Raw genomic sequence first — 24,923 nt, 5'->3', positions numbered from 1 at the left:
ACCGTTTCTGACGTATCGGCCTGCCATTCCTTCTGTCACGGCGCAGAAAGGAGACGGCAATGGCCTGCATGACCCATGAAACCCATTCATTCCCGCCCCACCCGGACAGACATGGCATCGGGCCAGTGACGACGCATGCCCGCAGGCGCGGGCAGCAGCGTGCCATCCGTCCCGCCATGATCGCCCGCCTGCTCGAACACGGCATCCGCCGCCCCGCGGGCAAGGGGACGGAAATGGTCTACCTGCCGCGCTGGTGCCACGAGGAATTGCTGGCCGATGGCGAGTGCATGCCCGATGAGCGGATGGACACACTCTACGCCATTGTCGGTCGGGAGGACGAACTGATTACCGTCGGCCATCGCTACCGCCGCCGGTGGCGCTAGGCGTCGTTTCCGCCCCTGCCCGCGCTTGTGTGGCGATCTTTCTTTTTCGCATATCCCATTATCCGGAGGTGACAACAGGCATGGCAGGTTATCCACAGACCATCCGATCCCGCAGGAAGCATACGGCGGCGCTGATCCACGGCAAGGCCGTTGATGGCGGATCCGATGACGGTGCCCGCTTCATGCTGGGTGTCCTTGTCCGTGTCCATGGCGCGCTTTCGCGCCATGAGCGCGATGCCGGCGTCCTTGTCGAATGCGTGGTTGAAAATCATGTCCGGCTTGGCCTGCCGGAAAGCATCCTGCCCGCGATTTCCCGGCGTAACGGTGACAGGCCGGTGACTGCCCGGGAATGGACACGGCTTGGAATGGGGCTTGCGGCACCCCGCGCGCAGGATGGTTCCGGCACGGACTATGTCGGTACATGGCTTGTGGCCCTGCGCCGTACTCTGGGACTGAACGAAGATGAAGCCGGGATCATGGGTATTGCCCTGCTCTATCAGGTGGATCATCATTTCGAACAGTTCTGGGACGGGCTGGTGCGCAACCACGGACGCCACATGGGGCTGTGCGACGACGCAACACTGTTCGGGATGATGACCGGTGGCGACAGGTGCCGCATTGCCCGGGCACTCATGCCTGATGGCCGGTTGCAGACAAGCGGCCTTCTGGCGGTGGATGAGGAAGGGGACATCACCCTCCTGCCCCGTCTGGCCGGACTGGTTGCCCGGCACATGCCGGTGGTGGATGACGTGCGGGCCATGCTGCTGGGCAGGCCGCGTCAGGCCCGCCTGCCCTGGCCGGCTTTCGCGCATCTGGGAGAACTGGCGGAAGTGGCCTGCCAGATGCTGCGTCATGCCGTAACGACGCATGAAAAGGGCATCAACATCCTGCTGTATGGGCCACCGGGCACGGGCAAGACCGAATTTGCGGCAACCCTTGCGGCACAGATCGGGGCCATGCTCTATTCCGCAGGTGAGGTGGGGAGCGCGGGGGCCGAACCCGCGGCAGGGGAACGGCTGGCCGACCTGCGCTGCAATCTGCGCCTGCTGAACACCACGCCCTCCGTCGTGCTGTTTGACGAAGCGGAGGACCTGATCGCCGCCAACCGGTTTGGCGTGCGTCAGGGGCGCAGTCGCGTCTATTTCCATCGCCTGCTGGAAACCGCGGAGACACCTGTTATCTGGACGGTCAATGATGTCGGGACACTTGGTCCCGCCATTGCCCGGCGGATGGCATTGTGCGTGGAAATGCGCCAGCCCGGTGCAACCGTGCGCGCCCGGCTGTGGCGGGACATGGCGCGGAGCGAACAGGTTCCGCTGAGTGAGGGCGACGCCGCGACCCTGGCCCGTTCCATTCCGGCGGCCCCCGGTATCTTCCGCAATGCCCTGCGTTCAACCCGGCTGGCGGGTGGAGGGTCGGCTACGGCCAGCCTTGTTGCCACCAGCATTGCGCGCGCGACCAATGGCGGGATCGGGCCACAGGCGGAACAGACGGCGCCTGCGGGGTATGACCCGGATCTGGTCAATGCGGATTGCGACCTGCCTGCACTTGTCGCGCAGTTAAGCCAGCCGGGCTGCCCCCGGGCCATCTCGTTCCTGCTTTCCGGGCCGCCAGGCTCGGGCAAGAGCGCGTGGGTGCGACATGTGGCGCAGGTCATGGACATGCCGGTCGTGCACAAACGCGCATCAGACCTGCTGGGCCAGTATGTGGGCCAGAGCGAATGCCAGATCGCAGCAGCCTTTGCCGAGGCGCGGGAGAGCGGCTCTTTCCTGATATTCGACGAGGTGGACAGCCTGCTGGGGGACCGGCGTAGCGCCGAGCGCGCATGGGAAGTCAGCCAGGTAAACGAGATGCTGACATGGATGGAGCATCATCCCCTGCCCTTTGCCTGCACGACCAATCTGGCCAGCAGGCTTGATCCGGCCTGCCTGCGGCGTTTCCTGTTCAGGGCGCGCTTCGATTACCTGACCGCCAGCCAGGCCGCCATGGCGTTCGAGCGGTTTTTTGGCACCCCGGCCCCCGCAGGGCTGCGGCATGTCGATACCCTGACCCCGTCGGACTTCGCGCTTGTCTGTCGTCGCATGGCGTTCATGAGCGGCCCTCTTTCTGCAGAGCAGCTGGTCAGGCAGCTGGCAGAAGAAACCCGTGGCCGCGACCGGCCGCGCGCCATCGGCTTCTGTGCCTGAAAGCAGGTTTTCATCCTTAGAGCCCGATCCGAAAGTTTTTGAACAATACCAGCCTGTTGTGATTCATCCGTCTTTGCAGAGAGATGGAGTGAATGGTGACATGGACTGGTATTGCCCGGCGCGAGTATAGCCGGGAAAGATTGCGATATCCATCGGACATGACGGACGGGGAGTGGACTTTGATCATGCCATTTGTGCCCCCGGCGAAACGGGGCGGTCGTCCGCGCACGACGGATATGCGCGAGGTGGTCAATGCGATGCTCTACATAGCCTCGGCCGGGTGTGCGTGGCGTCTGCTGCCGAAATGCTTTCCGCCGGTCTCGACCATCAGGCGCTATTTTTACGCCTGGCGTGATGCCGGAGTGTTCGAGGTCATGAATACGGTGCTGGTCATGAGCCTGCGCGAGATCGAGGGACGTGACGCCTCTCCGAGCGCGGGCGTGATTGACAGCCAGTCGGTGAAAACCACGGAAAGCGGCGGGATTTCGGGCTATGACGCGGGGAAGAAGGTCAAGGGCCGCAAGCGCCATATCGTGACGGATACCTGCGGCTTCCTGATCTTTCTCCTCGTTCATGCCGCTGATATCCAGGACCGTGATGGGGCCGTTGATGTTCTGGCAGCGATACGCAGGCGCTTTCCCTGGCTGCGCCACATCTTCGCTGATGGCGGCTATGCTGGCGACAAATTGCGATCCGCGCTCGCCTCCATGGGAAAATGGACCCTCGAAATCATCAGGCGGTCCGATACGGTGAAGGGTTTTCAGATCCTGCCGCGTCGCTGGGTGGTGGAACGGACATTCGCATGGCTGGGACGATGCAGGCGGCTCGCCAAAGATTGGGAACAATCCATTGCTTCCTCAACCGCATGGACATTGATCGCCTCAATCCGAATGCTCACACGACGGACAGCAAGGCATTGTCAGGGTTGAAAAACTTTCGGATCGGGCTCTTATGGATCATCCATAAGATAACGAATATTGAGTGAATTTTAAAGGAATCTGAAAAGGTGCCGAATTATTACCAGAAAAAAGAAGGTGAATCCCATTTCTGTACCAGAATCGACAATGATCCGCGCTCTGTCAGTATCACGCTTGCGGATCTGTTTGACAGAACGAAAGACAGCATTGATGGCAGGCTGAACCTGCCGGTCTATCAGCGGCCATACTGCTGGGGTGAAAAGCAGGTCAGACAGCTGGAAGATGACCTGCGGCAGTATTTCCGGCCAGATCAATCCGACAATGGCATTGCCTTCTACCTTGGCAGCATTGTCCTGCATCAGCATGAGGATGAACACGGGCAGCTGATACTGGACATCATTGATGGCCAGCAACGCCTGACCACCATGGCCATCCTGTGCGCGGTGCTGGAACTGCAGGGTCAGAAATGCCCCGTGCCAGAACTGGAATACCGCGCCCCGGCCAGCCATGAGCAGATCAGGCGCAATTTTGTCCTGCTGGAAGGGCTGCTTCACGATGGACTGGCCGTGAAGCTGGACAGGATCAACGTCAGCGTGATCATAACGCAGGATGAAGATGAGGCCTGGCGCTTTTTCCAGACACTGAATGCCGGCGGTGTGCGCCTGTCGGGTATTGATATTATCAAGGCCCATCACCTGCGGGCCATTACGCCACCGTTAAAGCCGGATCATTATGCGCGCCTGTGGGAAAGCACGGGGGATGTTCTGACACCCGTGGTCAACCGGTTGATACGCGGCCGGTTCTGGACATCCCTGCATTACCGCACGTTTGACAGGGCCGACCCGCGCAACGACATCATTGCCGAATTTGCCGAGCGTACGCAGCGCGGGACGCAGGATAATGCCTATCGGCCGAGCGTGGTCGAGCACCTGCCCACGGGGGGTGTGTCACATACCGTGGCGCATCAGGGGTACGCATTGCGCCAGCCACTGCATGACGGGGTCAATACCATTCATTACCTGCTATATTTCAGTAGGTTGTACCAGAGCCTTTTTCCTGAAAAAAGGCCAGACGGGGATCTGGTGCATGCACTGCATGAAAAAATAGTCAGGCAGTCGGCACAAAGTAACTACCTGCGCGAATTATATGAAACCGCGATACTGCTTTATGCCAGCCGGTTCGGTATGGAAAACCTGCCCGAGGCATGTCTGTGGCTGTTCCGCCTGATCTTCAGCCTGCGTGTGACAAAAAGCCGCGTGACGGAACCCGGCGTCCGGAATTTCTGTAGGGAGCAGGCCATTCTGGACCACATTGCCTACAGCTTCAATCATGTCGAACTGATGCAATACCTGACTGCCTATAAATACAGCGTTGATCACGATGGGCTGGAAGGCGGCAGGACCAAGAAATATTTTGTTGAAAGTGTTTATCAATTATTCGGAAGCACATCTCCTGAAAAAGTAGATGAAATAATACGTACCTACGACAATTTTCTCATGGCGCAGTTCAGGTGCCACGTTTCTCTCCCATCATACCGGGTATCCTGATATGACAAGTGTACAGACAAAAGTAAAAACCGAAATACAGACAGCCAATATCCTAAATCTGGCCCAGGCCCGACTGGAAATACCCTGCTACCAGCGCCCTTATGTATGGCCTGGGGAGGAAGTGAAAAAATTCCTGGAAGATATCCATGCGTCCATGGCGCGGGGGCCTGACGGGCATTATTTCATAGGCACCCTGATTACCGCAAATCATGTTCCGGAAGATGGTACGCCCCCCTGCTATGAACTGATCGATGGCCAGCAGCGCATGACGACGCTGTTTCTCATCGCCCTGGCGTGCACTGCGCTGGAACCGGACAATGTACTGGCGGAATTCGTGCATCTGGCGGGCAGTGATGGTGACATCCGCCTGAACTTCGCCATTCGTGAACAGGTGCGTGATTTTCTGCATTCCTGGCCGCATGACAGGACCGGTCACGCGCTGTCCGTTGAGGATCCTTATCTCAGGCATATGCGCGATGCTCTGGCTACGGCTACGGATTACCTGCTCAAGCTGAAGGATACGGGCAGGGACAAGCTGGAAAAATTTGGCTGGTATCTATTCAATAATGTAAGATGGGTCAACAATATTGTGCCACCGGGAACGGACCTGAACCAGCTTTTTACGGCGCTCAATACAAGCGGAATACAGCTTGAGGCATCCGACATCCTAAAGGCGCGTCTTCTGGAAATGATCCCCGCTGCCCAGCGGATGGATTATGATGCCATCTGGCAGGCCTGTGAAAACATGAACGGTTTTTTTGAAAATAATCTGAAACAGGTCTTTCCCGGCGCTGCGTGGCAGCAATACACCTACCAGGACCTGAAGGTGTATGACGCCACCAGATTCCATCTTGATGAGTCCAGCCCTGAAGCGACACCAGCCCTGAGCCTGCGGCAGATTCTGGCTACCACGGGCCAGCAGCACGGATCGGCCCCATCAACCCGCAGGCAGGAGGATGAGGACCCGGATCATATCCGGCTCGTAAAATCCATCATCACCTTCCCGCAGCTACTGCTCCATGCATTGCGTATCCATAACTGGAAAAAAGCCGAGGGAATTGAGGCCAAGGATATTGCGCATGTCAGCCCCGATCATCTGAACGGAAGTTTCAGACCTTTTTTGGACAATCTGCAAAATGACGACAGGAATGGGGATGCACGGGGCTTTATTGAATGTCTGTGGAGCGTACGCCATCAGTTTGACCAGTGGGTCATGAAAAGAATACCAGAGGCGGATAACAATCTGTACTGCCTGCCGGTGGCAAAAGAAAGCGCGCGTGCACAGGCCAACCTGTACCGGTCAATGCCGGGGAAAAGTGGTACACCCCTTGGCCATACCATATTGGCGCAGTTGCAGAGTGTACGGTATTTTACAACGGAACACAGCACGCAATACTGGCTGACTCCGTTCCTGGGGCGGTTGGTGACAGGTGATTACGAGACGGCAGACCAGGTAACGCGCATGCTGGAAAAAATCGATAACCTGCTTTCCTGCGCCACACACCAGAAGGAAACAAGTTTTGACCTGCTATCTGATGATAATACGTCAGAAATCGAAATGGCAGAAACGGTCATTACAGGACTGATGCAGGCCCAATATCCGGGTATTTCCCATTACTGGTTTCAGAAGCTTGAATATATTCTGTGGAAAGATGCGGCAACGGGACAGTGCCCTGCCTGTCTGGATGAGAAGAAAATCCTATCGTATCGTATTACATCAAAAAATTCGGTCGAACATGTTTTTCCGCAAAACCCCACGTCTTCCACCCGTATTGCCGATGGGGTCGTGCATGGATTTGGCAATCTTGCCCTGATCAATGCAGGTGCCAACAGCGCCTACAGCAATCGGAGTGTAATAGAAAAAAGAGAACAGTTTCTTGAAAAAGAGAAATATGATTCAATAAAGCTTGCCTATCTGTTTTCCCTCGTGAAAGAAAAAATGTCTCTTTACCTTGAAGTGGAAGATATCGACAGCCACAAGCGTAAAATGGAATTTTTCATCAGAAGGCATTACGGGACAGGCGGGTGATACGTCTGGAAGAACAGGCGGGACTGGCCGGGCTCTGACTGGCTTCCCGCACTGCGGGATGCGGGACGGTAAAGAATGGCATTTCATTCTTTACTGTCACCATCAATCGTGCGGCCTGGCAGGATCAGGCCAGGCCGTGACGACCCGGATTGCCGGGAGTTGTCAGTAAAACATGCATCTTCATCCATTGACGGGGATTGTCAGTACCGCGCCAGGATTCTTGGTGGTTTTTGACAGTTCCATCAGGATCTGAAGCATTGTAAAACCCAGTTTGCTGGAAAAATCTGTATCGGATATATAATAAAACTTGTTATTATATTTTATCTCTACAAAAGAAAAACGGGGCCGCTCATTGCTTACATGAACAAAAACCGTTGGCTTCGTATTGCGTCCAATCAGGATGATTTTGGGAAGTGTACGTCCGGAATCAATATCTTCCTGTGGGACGTCAATCTGATAGGCAATCTGCCCCAGAACGCCAAGCATTGTGCGTGTCAGAAGCCTGATCTGGCCATGTTGCGGCCTTCCGGCTCCATATATGACCTCTACGCGCTCATCTTTTGGGCCCATTTCAAAGAAACGACGCGTGGCTTTCACGACTTCGGCCAGAATGGGATCATTGGATGACGATACCGTAAGGAATACCCGATCAAAAGCTGGCGTTTTCCCCGGTATTTCTTCGCTATGTTCAAGCTGTATGCCTAAAAGCCCCGCGATTTGCAATCGACGGAGATCGTAGATCAGTTCAAAAAATTCGGGCGATCCCCTGCCTACATCACCGCCTATCGCCCCTGCGTTATTGATGAGATTGACTGACTGGACCGACAGCCGGAACAGGATATCTATGGGCAGGCCACCCATGGCCAGCGGCAGAAGGCTGCCGGGGGGAAGCGGGCGCAGGAAACTCTGCGCATATGCGTCGCCCGTAACTGGCTGGAATGTAAAAGTCGGGCTTTCCTGTATTTGCGCCCCGATCGCCCCCGCAGGCCGGATCGGGTTGGAATCGGACCCCACCCCGATGGAAATATTGCGTTGCAACTGATAGCCAGAGATCAACTGGGTTGTGTCCAGAAAACCCGGGGTGTCGGCATACCTCAGGCGAACGACATTCAGAAGCGTCTGCTGCTTGGAAGAACCGATCAGCGCCTGGGAATAATCAAGCTGATCACGGTCCAGTCTCTGGGAACCGACGCCATAGCATCCACTCAATAAAAAAACGAGTGGAATAACCTTGAGTTTTTTCATAAATATATAGCTCTGCATCTTCTGGTATGGCGTGCTGTTTCGTAGTCTGACTATCTTTATCGTTAGTGGCTGAACCGTCGGTTCCCTGGACTGATCTGATCACTCCATGTCATGATAGCATGCGGTTTGGTTAAATTGTATCGACATTGATTTTTATCCGGCAACAGATGATGGCCGAAAATGGCGACCGCCCCGGTGATCTGATGTTTTTCGGTAATGATACGCAAGGCATATCGCGTTGCACATACTCTGATGGAAAAGACCCTGTTTTTGTCCCCTATCTGATTTTACTGCGTGGGCATACCGGGCAATCCACGGAAAATGTTCAGCAGGCCGCAATGTGGTGCAAAGACGAAATGGCCGCCGCCCGATACTCCCTGTCCTGCTCCCGCAAAAAGGCAGGTTGCGTGCAGGTACCTGAGTCAATGGCTGCGGGTGTCTCATGCCGCAAAATGCCAAGATAGGCGTCCGGCATGCGCCATTTTCTGCATGTGGTCATTGCGGGGAGCCGTGCCTGGATTCCTGTTCTGGCCGTGCCGCGCCTTCCATACGCGTGCGCGGCGCATGAACGGAATTTACGTTGAAAATGTGCAATCATGGAATAGTATATCGACTGGCGGGCGTGGGTTCACCATATCCTGTGCAGACGAAAAAAATTGAACTATTAAATGGGATTGTGAGTCTGTCCCGCTTTCCCGTAAGGTATCTCGCACTATGAGAAAAAGTTTTCTTGCCCTTGTTCCGGTGCTACTGATGGCCGGCCACGCATATGCGACCGACGTAAAGCTGCCGGATGGTACTCCCGCGAGTGTGACCACCCAGACACCCTGCACCAGTGATAGCTATAAGGAATACGAAGCGTGTATTTCCGTTATCCTGAGCATTCCCTCCAACCGCGGGGGTGATGTTGATATCAGGGCGATCGAAAGCCTGTTACCCAAGGATATTCAGAAAGCGGCGATTATAAGCGGAATCACGGCAACACCTGTTGTGCCGATGACCGTGTCGCTCAAGCATTATGATGACAAGAATATTACGTGGCCCGCAACGGATACGCCGATTGACCATATCATCATCCCCAATAACGGAACATATCAGGTTGTGATGACAACCGCTGATGGTGGGAAAAGCTGGATCATGAGAATTATTATCGAACAGCCGGGATCGGTAGACCAATAAAAAATAAAAATGTCTGTTCATTAATTGATTGATAAAAATATTTTAAAACCATGTATTGCGAATTTATAATGCTGATGTGAATGTAGCAGGGTAATGCATATTTTCTTTATTTAAATATAAAATTCTAATATTAACGGTAAAATTTTGCCGCATGAGTTTTATGTGATCCCGGAATCGGAATGACGGAGCAGAATGATCCGTCCCCTCCGCATCCAGTGCCAGCGCATCTTTTATGCATGCGCACAATAAAAGATGACCCTGTTATACTAAAAAGTCTATAAATACTTGGTATTATTATAAGATCGTATGAAATCATGCATATTCCTGTCTTCCCCAATGCAACCGGGGCGGGAAACAGGTGTCACTGTTCCACTACACGATCATGAACATTATTTAATTTTAATTTCTGTTTGGGGTGTGTATAAGAAAAACTGGTCTTCTTATTTAGACGATCTTTCCTTGGAAAGCGTCAGTGCGATGGCGGAATGCTGTCAGGAATGTGAAGGGACCATAATCTCCATTCACGCACCTTGAGGAATCGCCCATGGCAGATAACAGCCATAACCCAGACGATATGAAGGCATCCATCCCGAACAGCGGCCACGACTATCCGTTTTTTGACATTGATGCGCTCGCGCTCGACTTTGGAACAGAAAGTGCGGAGCAAAATGAAGACGAAATCCGGGCCGATACGTACGGCATACACATTGCTCCCCTGGCAGGAAGTGAGGGCTTTTACGATAATGAACGGCTGAGGGAGCGCTATCTGTATCTGCTTGATGCGCTGCCGGGGCGGCCGGTCGTCAATACCCCGGAATTCATATACGAAACCCTGATCGCGGAATTCCCCAATTTTGGGGAAGCCATTGACTATATATGCTCGTTCGTGTGCCTCAGCCGCCGCGGGGCCGTGCCGTTCTACTTCCCACCCCTGCTTCTGGACGGGCCGCCGGGAATAGGCAAGACGCGCTTTGCCCTGCGGGTTGCAGGTCTGTGCAACGCCGGGTTCGACATGCTGTCATGCAGCGGCATGAGCGGCAACATGGCCCTGCTGGGTTCGGAACAGGGCTATTCCGAATCCCGCCCAGGGTTTTACGCCGATACGTTCAAGAAGAACAGGGTTATCAATAACCTCGTCCTTCTTGACGAAGTAGAGAAGATGGGGGTCGACCACCGTGGTGCGGATCCGTATGCGGCACTCCTGCCGCTGCTGGAACGTGAAACGGCATCCGTGCACAAGGATAACTGCCTGCAAGAAAGCATCAACCTGGGCTACCTGTCCTATATCATGACATGCAACAGCGTGCACACCATACCTGAACCGATGATGACACGTGTGAGAATGCTGACAGTACAGGCGCCCGACAGTGATCAGCTGGACAGGATCGTGCCCCATGTCATCCGGGATGTGACATCGCGCTATAATCTTGACTGCTTTACGTTCGTGCCTGACATGGACGAGATCAGGCGCGTTTATGAAGCGAACCACAATATTCGTGAACTGAAAGCGGTGATCGAATACCAGATCCGTGCAGCCCTGTGGCAACCGCGAAGCGGGCGGATTTCCTTTACCCGTGCCGTGGAGAAGGCATCCATCGGCTTCAGGCGTTAGGGCCGACCTGCCCTGCCTCCTGCCGCATACGGGAAATATGGGCAAGGGGGCGACGCATTGCAGCCCTCGTCAACATGGCCCGGTACGCCTGACCTGCTGCTGCCGGGGTGCGTCCTGTCAGGCGTACGGGGGATGTTGACGGCCGTCGCGCATGGCTCAGGCGGGTACGGGGGCCGCTATTGCCGCTACGGGATGCAGGACTGGCGGTGCCTGCCAGCGTCCCGCGTCGACATTTTCGATCTCCCGGTCAATTTCCCCGATGACCTGCCGCGAAAACGGACCGAGATGCAGATAGAGCGCGCTGGTCATCACCACGTAAGGCAGCGCCTTCGGATTATGCACCGCGCAGTCCAGCATCATGCGCCAGAATTGCCTGGCCGTCCCCGGGCCAGCCCGGTGAATGCGGAAAAGAAGCCGGACGAAGCTGCGCAGGTCCCCCTTCACCATCCGATGCGCCCGTTTGCGCCCGAGCATCCGGCCAAGCCTGCGTACACGGCCGAAATAGGCGACCGGGTCATAGATCGCCGCCAGCACCGTCCTGTAATCGCTCAGTACGTCGCGACGGGGGCGCTTTGTCTCGAAATTCAGCCGGCAGTGCACTGGTCACCCGATTGTGTCTCCCCGCTTCCCGAAAAGAGACGGCCTTCGGCCAGCAGGCGGCGCGTCAGTTGGGTTGTGGGCAGGGCATACAGCAGGCCGACCATGCAGACCGGAATTGCCGTATCCTCGATACAGTCGATCATACCTTTGGCAACACTGCCCTTTTCGCTGTCGAATCCCACGATGAAGCCCGCGTTGACAAAAATCCCGGCCTTGTGAATCGTATCGATGCTCTGCTGCAGGCTGCGCCTTGTGTTCTGCTTTTTCTGCATAAGCACCAGGGAGTCCGTGTCCGGGCTTTCGATGCCTACGAATATGGCGAAGAAATTCGTCTCCGACAGGCTGCGCAGGAGGTCGGCATCATCGGCAAGGTTGATTGATGCCTCGGTCGAGAATTCGAAGGGGAAGTTCTTTTCCTTCTGCCAGCGCTTCAGGTCAGGCAGGAATTTCTTGAGTGCCTTCTTGTTGCCAATCAGGTTGTCATCGACAAAATCGACATGCCCGCGATAGCCGAGCGCGTACAGGGCATCAAGTTCCGCCATGACCTCGCCGTTCGTCTTGGTGCGCGGCACCCGGCCATAAAGTTCGATAATGTCGCAGAATTCACAGCTGAACGGACATCCGCGTGAAAACTGGATGCCTACATGCAGATACTGGTCGAGCTTCAGCAGGTCGAAACGGGGCTGCGGGCTGCGGGTCACGTCCGTCTTGCCCATCGGGGCTTCGAACACGCCCTGCCTCGCCCCGCCCCGCCAGGCCGCAATGAAATCATCCATGATTTCCTCGGCTTCGCCCAGAACCTGAAAATTTGCGGCACTGTACAGGGCGGGGCTTGATGTGACATCGGGACCGCCAACCACCACGGGCCTGCCAAGGGCATGGCATATCCCGATAATGTTCAGGGTATCGTTGCGCTGCGGCAGCATGCCGCCGGTCATCACGATGTCGGCCCAGCCGAAATCCTCATCCGTCAGTTCTTCGGTATTGCGATTGACCAGCCGCACTTCCCAGTGTCCGGGAAGCAGGGCCGCGACGGTAATCAGGCCAAGGGGTGCCGCCGGGTAGCGCGCACCGGCCAGGTCACAGGCCTCCTTGTAGTTCCAGAATGAATGGGCGTTGAAAAGCGGGAAGATCATCAGGACTTTGCAGGGATCGGTCATTATGATGAAGTCCCCTGACCTGCCTCCTCTTCATGATTGCAACGGCCTCCCCGGCCTGCTCTGGGGCCCATGCGGACGGACTGATCCATCTCTGGTGAAATGGCATTATTCCGGCGAACGGTCGTCATATGGATCTTCCATGTGGATGAAAGAACATTTCTACACGTCCTGTCCCACAATAGCGATAAAAAGGCATTTACAATGAAGGATACTCTTCTTGCAAAATGTTACGGGAATACGGGGCGCTGCGGTTTTGTGGTGCTGAAGCTGCCGTGGCCTGAAGGTCCGGACGCCATGCGCGCCGTCGCGCGGCGTGATCCTGGCGCACCATCTGAAGACAGGTAGCGGACACGATGCGAAGCACCGGAACCACGAAAACTTTTTCCGCCATCCGGCATTGTCATCACAGGTGGTCTTTACATTCCTCACGCGGATGAAGGCCATGCCGGATGCAGGAAACGGGAGCATGGATCATGCCACGTGGTGACAAATCCGCCTATACGGACAGGCAGAAGCGACAGGCCGGACATATCGAGGAAAGCTACGAACAGCGTGGCGTCAGCCAGGATGAGGCCGAGCGCCGTGCCTGGGCCACCGTCAACAAGGAAACGGGTGGCGGCAGGAAGAGCGGCGCAGGCAGAGGCCACGGGGTTACGCACGAACCTGCCAGCAGGGGTGGAAAGGCTGGTGCCGCCGCCCGCCGGTCAGCGGAAGCACCCGCCGGCTCGGCACGGAAGGCCGGCGCAACCCGCGGCAACAGCGATGCGGAATAGAATGAACCGCCCCGAACTGACCGGAGCGTAGCGGGTTCAGCGATCAGGCTGCGGGACCCAACCCGTCCGTATGATCCTTCACGAAAATCAGATAGCCAAACCACAGGCGGCATCGGGAACCGGGCGCGCCGGAGCCGTGGGCTACGGATGAAGCCTGCCGTGCCTGTTCCCTGTGACGGCTGGATTTTTGCTGTCCTGTATGAATGAATGGATTACTCCATGCATGGGTATGGCGCACGGATTTTTCTGATAATTAAAAATATCACTATAAAATATTGCACAATGTGATATATTAGTATGGTAATTCACGGACCGTATTGAGATTAAGGCATATGAACACTCAACCGGGAACAGTCGCTTCCGATGCACCAGTCCGCGGTTTCATGCCCGCAGCATATACGGCCCCTGCCCCGGATCGGGTCACCGCAGCCGGGCATGGGGATGGTGTCCAGCCTCCTGTATTGCCGCTTTCCGGTGCGTCACGGTCTGCACGCCCCTGCAAGCTCCCTGATGATCAGCATGCTGGCATGGAGGCCGAACTGGCCTATGCCCTTGCCGGGTTCGATGTCGTTATTGTACCTGGCCTGGACGGTTCGCCACCTGTCCACTGGCAGTCACGGTGGGAGACTGTTCTGCGGGCTCGCGGTGTGAATGTGCACCGCGCGGTCCAGCATGACTGGGCGCGCCCGCATTACCCTGACTGGAAACATGGCCTGTTACGCACCATGCGGCATGCCGCCCGGCCTGTCATCATGGTGGCCCACAGCCTCGGTGCCGTTCTTGTTGCCCGGCTGGCGCAGGATCAGGAACTGGCAGGCGTGGCCGGTGCCTTTCTGGTTGCGCCAGCCGATATCGACCACCATGACGGTCCCGATGTCGCCCGCATAACCGGATTTTCACCCCTTCCCACAGCCCCGCTTTTCTTTCCTGCCATGCTGGTTGCAAGCCGTAATGATGAATGGCTTGGCGTTGACCGGGCGCATGCCCTCGCCCGGCAATGGAACGCAACGGTCGTGGATGCCGGTAGTCTGGGACATATCGGAAATACCTCGAATGTCGGCCCGTGGCATGCGGGCATGGCGGCACTGGCCGGTTTTGCACGTACCCTTCCCCGCCGATAACGCTCCCCTGCATCCGGTGCCGTGACCTGCCGGAACCGTCGGCAGACTGCCTGCGCTCAGGCTTCTGCCTGATCTTCCCGACATGGACCATGGTGCCCGGCGGCGCCCTGCTGCCGGGCCACAAAGGACGTCCGGCATACGGACTGATACTGTCTGCTAGTACGACCGGACGGAGCGATCTGTTTCGGGATGCCATGAGCCGGCTGGGGGCACCGTTTACAGTCATCACCCCCAATGGTCCCGCCGGGCAGCACGGCCTGACGGTACCGGCCATTACCCGCGTCAGCGATGATCCATCTACGGTGCTGGTCTGTCTGAACCGCTCCAAGCGTTCGCATGCGGCTTTTTTGTGCGTAGGGGTGTCTCATAGGGATCAGGCTGCTGGCACAGGGGCAGGAAACTATCGCCGGTATCGTTGCCAGCGGCCGCCGAAGCACGGAAAAAATTCACGGCCGCTACAACATGGCGCACGGGCATGACCGGCGCGCCATTGTTGCTTTATGCACCCGCTATACCGGGTTACCGCATTGCTGCCGTCCCTGTATCGGGTCGGCACGATGTCCTGCGCCGTGCAGGCCATTTGGATTCACATGCGGGAAAAAACCGGGCTGGCATGGTTCAACCGGTGCTTTCATGGTTTTTGGCCGCCGTGAATACCCGATAGCATCAGGGCCAGCGCATCGTTTCACTGTCCTGTCTGGCCAGCACGGGGGGATTGCCCGTGCTGGCCGCTGGCGTGCCCCGCTTCCGCCGGGACGGTCCGGCTCAACTGGCGTCGCGTGCATCCGGATCAGTAACCAGCCGGCTCCTGCGCCCATCCACGCTGACAGGCACGTCGCCTTCTACCGTGATGCGACGCAGTTCCCGAGGGTGGCTGTCAAAATCAGCCGGGGCATAATGCTGGGTCGCACGGTTGTCCCATATGGCGACATCGCCCGGCTTCCAGTTCCAGCTGACGGTATTTTCAATCTGCGTTATGTAATCCTGCAGGATATCGACAATCCGGTTTGCCTCCCGGGTCGGGAAACCCTTCAGCCCGGTTATGAAGTGCCCCAGGACAAGCGAACGTTCGCCACTCTCGGGGTGGACGCGCACCACGGGGTGTTCCGTGCGGTATATCCTGGAAATGAATTCGGCGCGGAAGTCGGCTATTTCCTCCTTGCGGGAATCAAACTTGTAATAATTGGTGTCGTAATCATTGCAGTGAATACCCCATGCCGTGTCTGCCAGCCGCTTCAGTGCTTCGGGCAGGTCATCATAGGCGGTGGCGGTATTTGCCCATAATGTAGCCCCGCCATAAGGGGGAATTTCAATGGCGCGCAGTATGGATGCCTTCGGATAATTGGGGACGAAGGTGACATCCGTATGCCATGAATCCGTCGAACGGCCATTACGGGACCTGAGTTCGAACGTATATTTCGTGCCCGGCGGGGCCGATATGGTGGGGTGCAGGATCGGTGTGCCAAAAACACGGCTTAGCCGTTCATGCTGCTCGTCATCCAGAAACTGGTCGCGCAGGAAAATGACCTTGTGCCTGACCAGCGCATCAAGCAGGAACGCCTGCTTGTGCGGGGGAATGACCTGTGTCGCGTCAAGGCCGTGTATGACCGCGCCCAGGCGCGCGCCTGCCTTTTCCACCCTGAGATCGTGGGTAGCCGGAATGGAAGACATTCCTGTTCTCCTCTGTCCAATGAATGAAGATCTGTGTTCAGGCACGCAGCCTGACGGTCGACACGTTCCGTGGCGCAATGGTGTTCAGGGCGGGCACCCTGATCCATGAAACCAGCAGGCCGCTTAAAAAGAACAGCCCGGAATAGATGTAGATGACCCCCGCTACGCCAAGGCTGGGCTGGAATACATAGACCACCAGCGGCCCCAGCCAGACACTGCAGCCCGCGCCAAAGTTCAGGAAGGACATGGCCAGCCCCGGACTGGCGGGCAGCAGCGATGGCGCCATGGCGGAAAGCGGCACGTAACCCGCCAGTGCCAGCCCGAACAGGGCACCGGTCAGATAGACATAAAAGGGGGATGCATGACCGTACAGATGCGGCACCCAGTACAGCAGCAGGCAGGTCACGCCACTGCCCACGCCCCCTACCCAGATGACCGTCCGCGTCCAGGAAATGAGGTCGCTCAACGCGCCGAATACAACATTGAAGACAATATTGCTGACAAAGATGACCTCAAGGAACAGCATCCACTGGTTCTTCGTCATGCCCGCGTCATTGATGAAATACAGGGGCATGAAAACGATTATGCCATGCGTCGCACTGGAATTGATGGCACGTGCCACGCATGTCAGCACAAGGGAGGGATGGCCGATGACAAGACGCGCGATCTGTTCCCCCTTTATTGCGCTGCCCCTGCGGCTGGCTGGCGGGCGCGGACTTTCCACAAGCGAGACCAGCGCCAGTGCGCCACCGGCCAGTACCGCCCCGAACGCCAGCCAGAGCGTACGGTATTCACCCAGCAAGGGCAGCGACAGCTGTGCAATGATCGTGCCCATGGTGGGTAGCCCGCATGTAAAGCAGAACCAGAACAGGCCGGATGCGAAGCCGCGCCGTTCCTGCCTGACCTCCTTCATGATCAGGGTCAGGATTCCATAGGCCAGCAGCGGATAGCCCGCGCCACGTATGCCGTAGCTCAGCAGGATGGACGCCGCATCGCGGTGGGGAATGGCATAGGCCAGGAAAACGCCCTGCGGTACGATCCACAGCACGATACCGGCCACGATGACACGCCTGCTGCCAAATATATCGCACAGCACGCCCGACGCCCACGCCGCCATGGCGGCCGTAAGCCCGTAGACCGTGAACAGCAGGGCGACATGATGTTCGTTCACCCCCAGGCTGACGAGATAGGGGGAAAGATAGCCGACCTCCACCCCGTCCCCGATCATGAACAGCAGCAGGCCCGCATACTGAAATCCGAAATCCAGCGGGGTGCGTCCCGCTTCGTGCCGTATGGCTTCCATGGCATGTATCCTGTTGGGCAGCGGCCGGTGCTTCAGAAGGCGTAACGTGCCGCCGGATGGTCCCTGCCCGGCCGGGCTGAACCGTTATGGGGAAATATCTTTTCCCGCAGTGACAGGCCGGAACGGGGGCGGACACGCCCGCGGCTGCGGAGTTCGGGAATGATCAGTTCCCCGAAATCCCGGTAGCTGGCCGGATTCACAAGCTGGATCAGGTTGATGCCATCGGTTTCGGAATCCTCCAGCCACTGTTCGATCTCGTCCGTGACCTGCGTGGGGGCGCCGACAAACGTGCGCGCGCGGCCAAAGCCGTTTTGCGGGTTGGCGGCTTCCGCCAGTGTCCACTCACGCCCGCTTACGGCAGGATCGAACTGCCTGAGCACGGACTGGCTGGCCTGTGTCGGCTGGTAGCGCAGCACTTCATCATGCAGCGTGCGGGAAAAATCGACACCCGTCATGGATGAATAATGGATGATCGAGCCAACCGGATCATAATACCGCATGTATTCCGCCAGCCTGGCCCGTGCGGCCTGTTCCGTTGTATCGGTCACCACGGCCACGGCCGTCACGAATTTGATGTTCGCCGGGTCACGCCCGTAACCGGCCGCAAGGTCCCTGATCCGGCGCACGTTGTCGCGCACGCCCTGCGCGCCCGCGCCCACGACAAACACCACCTCCGCATGGCGGGCCGCGAATTCGGATCCGCGCGGGGATGTACCGGCCTGCAGCACCAGCGGTACGCGCTGGCGGCTGGGTTGTGCCACATGGCCGTCGGGCACATGGTAATACCGCCCTTCATGCCCGATGGCATGGACCTTTTCGGGGCGGGTATAGATGCTGTCCACGCCCGGGCCGGACTGCCGTATGACGGCATCATCCTCCCACGATCCCTGCCAGAGCTTGTAGACCACGTCCATGAACTCCTCGGCCCTGGCGTAGCGTTCGCCGTGGGGGACCTGCTGCTCCAGCCCCAGCAGGTTGCGTGCGGCACTTTCCTGCTGGGATGTCACGACATTCCAGCCAATGCGCCCCCGTGTCAGGTGGTCCAGTGTCGTGAATTTCCGCGCTGCGAGATAAGGGTGCTCGTACGTCGTGGAGAGCGTTATGCCAAACCCCAGCGTACGTGTGGCCGCCGCCATGGCGGACACCAGCAGCAGCGGGTCAATCAGCGGCGACTGGATGCCATGACGCAGCGAGGCATCCGGGCTGTGTCCGTAAACATCGATCAGCCCCAGTGCATCGGCAATGAACAGGCAGTCAAACCCGGCCTCATCCAGTGAGCGTGCCAGTTCGACCCAGTACTCAATTTCGGTATAGCGATAGGTCTGGTCATCCGGATGGCGCCATAATCCGTAATTCAGGTGCGAAACCGTCGCCATTGTAAAGGCATTCAGTATTATATGATTATTTTCCGGCGAAATGCTGGGCATTGTAACCCCCTACCCTTTTTCTGGTATTTCTGCTTGATCGGGCCGGTTCAGACCGTGCCGACCCGCCACTGTTCGGGCGGGAGCGTGCCGTTTACCGCATAGTCGCCCACCACGCGGGTGCGATAGACACGCGGGTTATGGCAGGCAATGGTGCGGATGTTGCGCCAGAACCGGTCCAGCGCGGTACGGCGCAGGGTTGCGGTGCCCCCCAGCGTATCGAACAGCAGCGTGGTTGCTTCCAGCGTAAGGGGAAAGATGATTTCCTGCGCCTGCCAGACTTCCAGTTCCGCCCTGATGACGGCGGGACCACGCTCGGGCTCGCCGCTTTCATAAGCGGCCTGCAGGGCACGGGCCGCCTGCCGGACAATGGCCGTTGCGGCAAAGGCCGCCGAGGATACCTTGCCAACAATTTCCAGTATCTGCGGGTCTGTTGCCGGTGTTTCACTGTTACCGTGCGTAAAACCGCGTTTGCGCTGTCTTACGGCGTCCGCCACGCTGCGTGCGGCCGCCTGGGCAATGCCTGCTGCGGTTGCAAGATGGTAGAGCTGGAAGAACGCCTGCGAATACGGGAATTCGGTATTGCCGAAATGATATTCGTTATCCTGTGCCTTCACGTTGGTGAAATGTGCCGTGCCGCTTGCCGTCAGGCGCTGGCCGATTCCGTCCCAGTCATCCACTATTTCGAGCCCCGGGTCATGGCGCGATGCAATGCATTTGGCCGTGCGGCCATCCGCCGTCGTGGCGGTGACGGTCAGCCAGTCAGCGTAGAGTGAGCCGGTGGTAAAGAATTTGGTGCCATTGATGCGCCACAGGCCATCGTGCTCGGTCAGGCTGGTCTCGAACCGGTCGCGGCTGGCATGAGGGGCCTCGGCCGCGGCGGCACCCGCGATTTCGCCCCGGCCCAGCCGGGTGAACCAGCGGGTGGCGTAATCGCCCTCCGGCACGCAAAGCAGGTGTTCCACCAGCCCGAAATGGGCCCGCAGCGCCTGGGCTATGTTGGAATCCGCTGCTGCGAGGTCGATGACGAATTCAAACAGATCGACCAGTGACAGTCCCAGACCGCCAAACCGCACGGGAATGCGGATGGCGGTGAAACCGGCGTTTTTCAGCAGGGTAATGGCTTCGAACGGCAGTTTCCGCTCGGTTTCCGCCTGTACGGCAGCCTGGCGGATGCTATCCAGGATGGGGGCGAACCTTTCCTGTGCCACCTGGAATGCCGGCTGCGCGTCGTCGCCCCACAGGGTTCTGGAGCGTGCGGGATAAAATGTCTGGACCGCTGTAACCACAATCTGACTCCTGAATTGGAAAGGATGGGCCGTGCCTGACGGGCGGAAACCCCGCCCGGACAGGGTACGATCCATCCAAAACAACGATTATTTATAGTTGTTTTCTCCATTCACGTTGGCAGTACCATCGTGATTTAACAACCATTAAATTTCACACCGATCGTATAATTAAAATTACAACGATATTGACTCGTTCATAAATCTGGTGATTCGTATGTAAGCGACGAATCTGAGTGATGCGTTGCATATATCCACTATTAAAAATAGTTATATCCCGCCAGAGGCCCCGCTCCCTTTCGGGTCTTGAGGAGTGTATCGTGAAAAAAACCAGAGTACCGTCCAGTTCCGGCCCCGTTGCCCTTACGATCTGCTTTGTGGTTTTTGGATGCGCACCGGCCTGGGCGGCGGATGTTCAGGACAGCGCCGTTACGCGCGACCCCGCAGCCAGCCGGCGGCCAGCCACCGCAAGGGCGGCATCGCGCACCCCCGCGCACGCGGGCACGGAATATGTGGATGTGCGCAGCCGCAGGCAGGCCAACTGGGTCGTAACGCCGGTTACTTCAGCCACCATTGCCGATTTCGTGCCCGGTACGACCGCGCTCAAGGCCCTGACGGTCCTGCCCGGCGTCATGTACAATTCGGCCGATCCGCAGGGGGTCAATACCTGGGCCACGTCATTCCTGATGCACGGATTCAACCAGAACCAGATTGGCATGACGATGGACGGCATGCCGCTGGGTGACCAGCAATGGTCCAATTCCAACGGACTGAGCCCGGCTTCGGCCATTTCTTCCGAAAATATCAGCCGGATGGATGTATCCGCCTCGGCCGGGTCGGAAGGGGCGGCCAGCATCAGCAACCTGGGGGGGACGGTGCAGTTCGTATCGCGTGATCCGTCGCACAAGGCTGGCGGCACCGTGGCGCAGACCTTTGGCAGCAACGCGATGTACCATACCTTCGTACGGGCTGACAGCGGTGACCTCAACCGCTCTGGCACGCGATTCTGGGTATCGTACATGCGCAATGACACCCGGAAATGGCGCGGTGGCCAGGATCAGTTCATGGAACAGGTGAACAGCAAGTTTGTCCAGCCCATCGGTCAGGATAGCAGGATTTCTGCCTTCTTTGATTACAGTAACGAGCAGATGCAGAACTATCAGGACTACAGCATGAACATGTTCAACAGCGGCAATTACGGCATAGACAACCTCGAAGGCACGCCCAACGGCTATGCCACGGCCTATCGTCTTGCCCTGGCCGCCAATGGCAGGCCCGGCGGGGCGGTACCGGCGGCGTATGGCAGGCTGTCCTCTCCCTACACGGCATCCTATTATGATGGCGCGGGCATGGAGCGGGAATATTTTGGTGGCGTCACTGCGGATCTGGCCCTGACCGACAGGGTGCGCTGGAACACCACCTTCTACGGGCACCGTTCCTACAAGGTTGGTACCGTTACCAGCCCGCTGATTGAATCGACCACCGGCGCACCCTTTGTGGAACAGGCGACCATTCCCGATACCAACCGTTTTGGCGTGCTGTCTTCCGTGTCTTACGAGGTTGCAAAAAACGCGATCAATGGTGGTGTATGGTTTGAAAACACCAGATACACCCAGAACAAGAACGCCTATGACGAACCCCTGCTGTCGGACGTCGAGAATGGCACGGCCACCCCGGTGGATGGCCTGCATCTCGACAACAGATATTACCGCAAGGAATATGAGCAGATATTCAATACCAATACCTTCATGGCCTATGTGCAGGATACGTATCACCCGACATCAAACCTTGCGTTTCACTTCGGTTTCCGCTCGGTTTTGAATACGACACGTGTCAGTGCCCCCGCCAACTGGGAAACCTATACCCGCACCACCGCCATTGCGGGTGGTGACGGGCTGACCACGGCCAAGCCTTTCCTGCCGCATATCAGCGGGCAATGGTCCTTTCTGCCGGGGCACCAGCTTTACTTTGACGTGGCGGAAAACGTGAAGGTCCTGCCCGTTTCGGCCTATAACAGCGGCGCATCGCCATTTGCGACCACACAGGCCGCCTATCAGGCTTCCCGCGGCAGTATCCAGTCTGAAACCGACTGGAATTATGCTGTAGGCTACCGCTACACGTCCAGACTGATTTCCGGTTCGGTCTATGCCTATCACACCGATTTTTCAAACCGCCTGCAGCAGATCTCTACCGGTAGTCCCAACAACCCCTATACGGTGATCAAGAATGTCGGCGCCGTTACGATGAACGGGGTGGATGCCGGTTTTTCGGTACGCCCGGTTGCGGGCCTGGAGGTGGCCAGCAGCATCAGCTACGACCATGCCACCTATTCCGATAATGTTGCAGAAACCACCAGTTCTGGCGTTACGACCTATAATGTAAAAGGCCAGCAGGTCGTGGCCTATCCCCGGCTGATGTACAAGGGCCAGCTTTCATATCACTGGCACGATGCGCAGATCCACGCGGACGTGCAGTATATCGGCAGGCGGAACCTGAGCTATACGGGGGATGAGAAGGTGCCGTCATACTGGCTGACCAATGTCGGGGTTCAGTATGACCTGACCCATTTTGTCAATCACCGGACGGATTCATCGATCCTGCACCGGCTGACGCTTGATCTGAATATCTATAATATAACCAATGCGCACTACATTTCGACCATGGGGCAGAACGGCTTTCCCATGAGTGGTGATTACCAGTCCGTCGCACTGGGCGCGCCACGTCAGTTTTTTGGGTCCATCAAGGCCGATTTCTAACATGATGGCCGTGCTGGCAGCCATCAGCCTTCAAAAGATCGGGCCTGTCATCAACGCTGGCAGGCCCACTCGCCCTGCGTGGTCACAACGCCGCCAGTGCTGTGAATGGGCGGCAGGCATGGAAAGATCAATCGCAAACAACCGGCTGCCCGATCCCGCGCACCCCATAGGCCCAGCGTTCCCGGCCAGAGACACGATGGCCGTCGCCTGCATGGTCAGGACTTCGGGCGTGGGGCGGTCCGGTTGGTCATATTCGTGTAGAACGTGCCGGATCGCAGCGCGCTTTCGATCTCTTCCAGCGTGGTTCCGGCGGTTTCCGGCACGTATTTCCATACAAAGACAAAGGCCGCGACATTGATGAAACCGAACAGCCAGAAGGTACCTGTCGTGCCCAGTGCCTCAACCAGTGATAATGTGACAAGGGAGACAAGCGTGTCGGACAGCCATACCGTGGCGCTCGCCATGCCCATGGCCTTGCTGCGAACGAACAGGGGAAAGACTTCAGCGGCCACAAGCCAGACCGCCACGGAGAGCGAGCCGAAATTGAAAAATATGTAACCCAGCAGGGATGCGACCATAAGGACCAGACGAACCCCGGCAAGAGGCGCGGAACTGAGGAACACGGCCCCCAGCACGAACAGCGACAGGGCCGCTACCGGCAGCATGTACAGCATCATGCGGCGGCGGCCGATCCGGTCTATCAGTGCAATGCCCATGGCCGTCGTGATCGTGGATGTGACGCCGACGGAAACGGACGTCAGCAGCGCTGCCGAATGGCCAAGCCCGGCCTGTGACAGGATGATGGGCGCGTAATAGACAATGACATTGGGGCCGGACAACTGGGAAAATGCCGCGATGCCCAGTGCGGCCACCAGAGCCGGGCGGATCCAGCGCTGTTTCAGGCCCGTCCCGTGGGTGCCGGGTATTTCCGCCGCATCTACCGTCAGGACATCATCCAGTTCCTGACGGACAATATCCGTATGTCCGCGCAATTTGTACAGGATCGAGACGGCGCGCTGCTCATGGTCATGATGCAGCAGCCAGCGCGGGCTTTCGGGCAGGAAAAGCATGCCAAGCGCAAGCAGGATTGCCGGAATGGCCCCCAGCATGAACATCACCCGCCATGACTGGGCACCGCCGGACAGTTCATATCCCACCAGGAAAGCCAGCAGCAGGCCAAGCGAAAAGACAAGCTGGAACAGTGACACCAGCCCCCCGCGCCGTGACGCCGGGGCCAGTTCCGCCACATAGACCGGCACGATCTGCGTGGTCGCGCCAATCGCAACACCCAGCCACAGGCGCGCGGCAATCAGGACACCGACATCAGGCGCAAGCCCGCACCCCATTGATGCGGCGACGAAAACGCCAGCCGCTGCCATGATGGCCGGACGTCGCCCCCACCGGTCCGATACCGGGCCGCTGAGCAGGGCTCCAAAAATCGCCCCGATGTTCAGGGCCGCTGCAACCCATTCCTGCCCTGCTGTCGAGAGTGAGAATGTCTGTGTCACAAAAATCAGGGCGGATGCGATGATTCCGGTATCATATCCGAACAGGAGGCCACCCACGGCGGCAACGGCGGCGGCGATGGATACATACCGGCGCGCCGACAGCGTCTGGTCCCCCCGATGCACCAGATCCGCCAGCGCGGACAGGGCGCGTCTGTGCGCGTGATGGCGGGAGATATGCTGGATGTCCGGGGTGGAAGACATGCCGGGATTTCCTTTTCACAAT

The 24,923-nt window shown here is 57.7% G+C and carries 18 protein-coding genes and 1 pseudogene; 12 read left to right on the top strand and 7 right to left on the bottom strand.

The annotated features are described in order from the left end of the window. The first annotated feature begins 59 nt into the window (after positions 1-59). The 5 genes from LDL32_RS03435 to LDL32_RS03415 all read left to right on the top strand — a co-directional run bounded on the left by LDL32_RS03435 (position 60) and on the right by LDL32_RS03415 (position 7,062). A complete protein-coding gene (locus tag LDL32_RS03435; RefSeq protein ID WP_233064523.1) occupies positions 60-383 on the top strand; it encodes a hypothetical protein in 324 nt (107 codons plus the stop codon). Between the two features lie 80 nt (positions 384-463). Further along, positions 464-2,569 (top strand): AAA family ATPase, encoded by a 2,106-nt coding sequence (locus LDL32_RS03430; RefSeq protein WP_233064522.1) that lies wholly within the window; start codon positions 464-466, stop codon positions 2,567-2,569. Positions 2,570-2,661: 92 nt separating this feature from the next. Then, positions 2,662-3,498, top strand: coding sequence for an IS5 family transposase (locus tag LDL32_RS03425; RefSeq protein ID WP_048856220.1), 837 nt, complete (start codon positions 2,662-2,664; stop codon positions 3,496-3,498). A 77-nt stretch (positions 3,499-3,575) separates the two neighbouring features. Further along, positions 3,576-5,033, top strand: a complete 1,458-nt coding sequence (locus LDL32_RS03420; protein WP_233064521.1) for a DUF262 domain-containing protein — start codon at positions 3,576-3,578, stop codon at positions 5,031-5,033. 1 nt (position 5,034) lies between these two features. Continuing rightward, entirely contained in the window at positions 5,035-7,062 is a 2,028-nt protein-coding gene (locus LDL32_RS03415) for a DUF262 domain-containing protein (protein WP_233064520.1), read from the top strand. Between the two features lie 180 nt (positions 7,063-7,242). Here LDL32_RS03415 and LDL32_RS03410 read toward each other — a convergent pair whose 3' ends face one another. Further along, on the bottom strand, positions 7,243-8,307 hold the full coding sequence (locus LDL32_RS03410; protein ID WP_233064519.1) for a hypothetical protein: 1,065 nt from the start codon (positions 8,305-8,307) through the stop codon (positions 7,243-7,245). A gap of 714 nt (positions 8,308-9,021) precedes the next feature. On the opposite strand from LDL32_RS03410, the gene LDL32_RS03405 reads away from it, so the two are divergent. Next, a complete protein-coding gene (locus tag LDL32_RS03405; RefSeq protein WP_233064518.1) occupies positions 9,022-9,486 on the top strand; it encodes a hypothetical protein in 465 nt (154 codons plus the stop codon). Between the two features lie 574 nt (positions 9,487-10,060). Further along, positions 10,061-11,098 carry an AAA family ATPase gene (locus LDL32_RS03400; RefSeq protein ID WP_233064516.1) on the top strand — a complete coding sequence of 346 codons (1,038 nt, stop codon included), beginning with the start codon at positions 10,061-10,063 and terminating at the stop codon, positions 11,096-11,098. A gap of 156 nt (positions 11,099-11,254) precedes the next feature. Here the strand turns inward: LDL32_RS03400 and LDL32_RS03395 are convergent. Continuing rightward, positions 11,255-12,858 (bottom strand): annotated as a pseudogene (locus LDL32_RS03395) (B12-binding domain-containing radical SAM protein). A gap of 201 nt (positions 12,859-13,059) precedes the next feature. On the opposite strand from LDL32_RS03395, the gene LDL32_RS03390 reads away from it, so the two are divergent. The 4 genes from LDL32_RS03390 (at position 13,060) to LDL32_RS03375 (ending at position 15,231) form a co-directional block, all read left to right on the top strand. Further along, a complete protein-coding gene (locus LDL32_RS03390) occupies positions 13,060-13,203 on the top strand; it encodes a hypothetical protein (protein WP_233064515.1) in 144 nt (47 codons plus the stop codon). 128 nt (positions 13,204-13,331) lie between these two features. Continuing rightward, on the top strand, positions 13,332-13,631 hold the full coding sequence (locus tag LDL32_RS03385; RefSeq protein WP_233064514.1) for a plasmid stabilization protein: 300 nt from the start codon (positions 13,332-13,334) through the stop codon (positions 13,629-13,631). A 527-nt stretch (positions 13,632-14,158) separates the two neighbouring features. Then, positions 14,159-14,752, top strand: a complete 594-nt coding sequence (locus tag LDL32_RS03380; RefSeq protein ID WP_233064513.1) for an alpha/beta hydrolase — start codon at positions 14,159-14,161, stop codon at positions 14,750-14,752. An 89-nt stretch (positions 14,753-14,841) separates the two neighbouring features. After that, the gene (locus LDL32_RS03375) at positions 14,842-15,231 is read left to right on the top strand and encodes a flavin reductase (RefSeq protein ID WP_370636630.1); all 390 of its coding nucleotides are present in this window, start codon (positions 14,842-14,844) and stop codon (positions 15,229-15,231) included. A 286-nt stretch (positions 15,232-15,517) separates the two neighbouring features. Here LDL32_RS03375 and LDL32_RS03370 read toward each other — a convergent pair whose 3' ends face one another. Genes LDL32_RS03370 through LDL32_RS03355 form a run of 4 tightly spaced genes read right to left on the bottom strand, consistent with a single transcriptional unit; the run spans position 15,518 to position 20,361 of the window. Further along, positions 15,518-16,423, bottom strand: a complete 906-nt coding sequence (locus tag LDL32_RS03370) for a TauD/TfdA family dioxygenase (protein WP_233064511.1) — start codon at positions 16,421-16,423, stop codon at positions 15,518-15,520. A gap of 37 nt (positions 16,424-16,460) precedes the next feature. Next, positions 16,461-17,726, bottom strand: a complete 1,266-nt coding sequence (locus LDL32_RS03365; protein ID WP_233064510.1) for an MFS transporter — start codon at positions 17,724-17,726, stop codon at positions 16,461-16,463. 32 nt (positions 17,727-17,758) lie between these two features. Then, the gene (locus tag LDL32_RS03360) at positions 17,759-19,153 is read right to left on the bottom strand and encodes an NtaA/DmoA family FMN-dependent monooxygenase (protein WP_255673777.1); all 1,395 of its coding nucleotides are present in this window, start codon (positions 19,151-19,153) and stop codon (positions 17,759-17,761) included. A 47-nt stretch (positions 19,154-19,200) separates the two neighbouring features. After that, entirely contained in the window at positions 19,201-20,361 is a 1,161-nt protein-coding gene (locus LDL32_RS03355; RefSeq protein WP_233064507.1) for an acyl-CoA dehydrogenase family protein, read from the bottom strand. 395 nt (positions 20,362-20,756) lie between these two features. On the opposite strand from LDL32_RS03355, the gene LDL32_RS03350 reads away from it, so the two are divergent. Then, complete coding sequence (locus LDL32_RS03350; protein ID WP_233064506.1) at positions 20,757-23,192, top strand: TonB-dependent receptor domain-containing protein; 2,436 nt, start codon at positions 20,757-20,759, stop codon at positions 23,190-23,192. Positions 23,193-23,407: 215 nt separating this feature from the next. On the opposite strand, the gene LDL32_RS03345 is transcribed toward LDL32_RS03350, so the two are convergent. Then, positions 23,408-24,901, bottom strand: coding sequence for a sugar porter family MFS transporter (locus tag LDL32_RS03345; protein WP_233064505.1), 1,494 nt, complete (start codon positions 24,899-24,901; stop codon positions 23,408-23,410). Positions 24,902-24,923: the final 22 nt, after the last annotated feature.

This window comes from Komagataeibacter sp. FNDCF1 (assembly GCF_021295335.1).
In the GTDB taxonomy this organism is placed as follows: domain Bacteria; phylum Pseudomonadota; class Alphaproteobacteria; order Acetobacterales; family Acetobacteraceae; genus Komagataeibacter.
The sequence above is the reverse complement of the archived record's forward strand: the minus strand, read 5'-3'. Positions and strand labels throughout refer to the sequence as shown.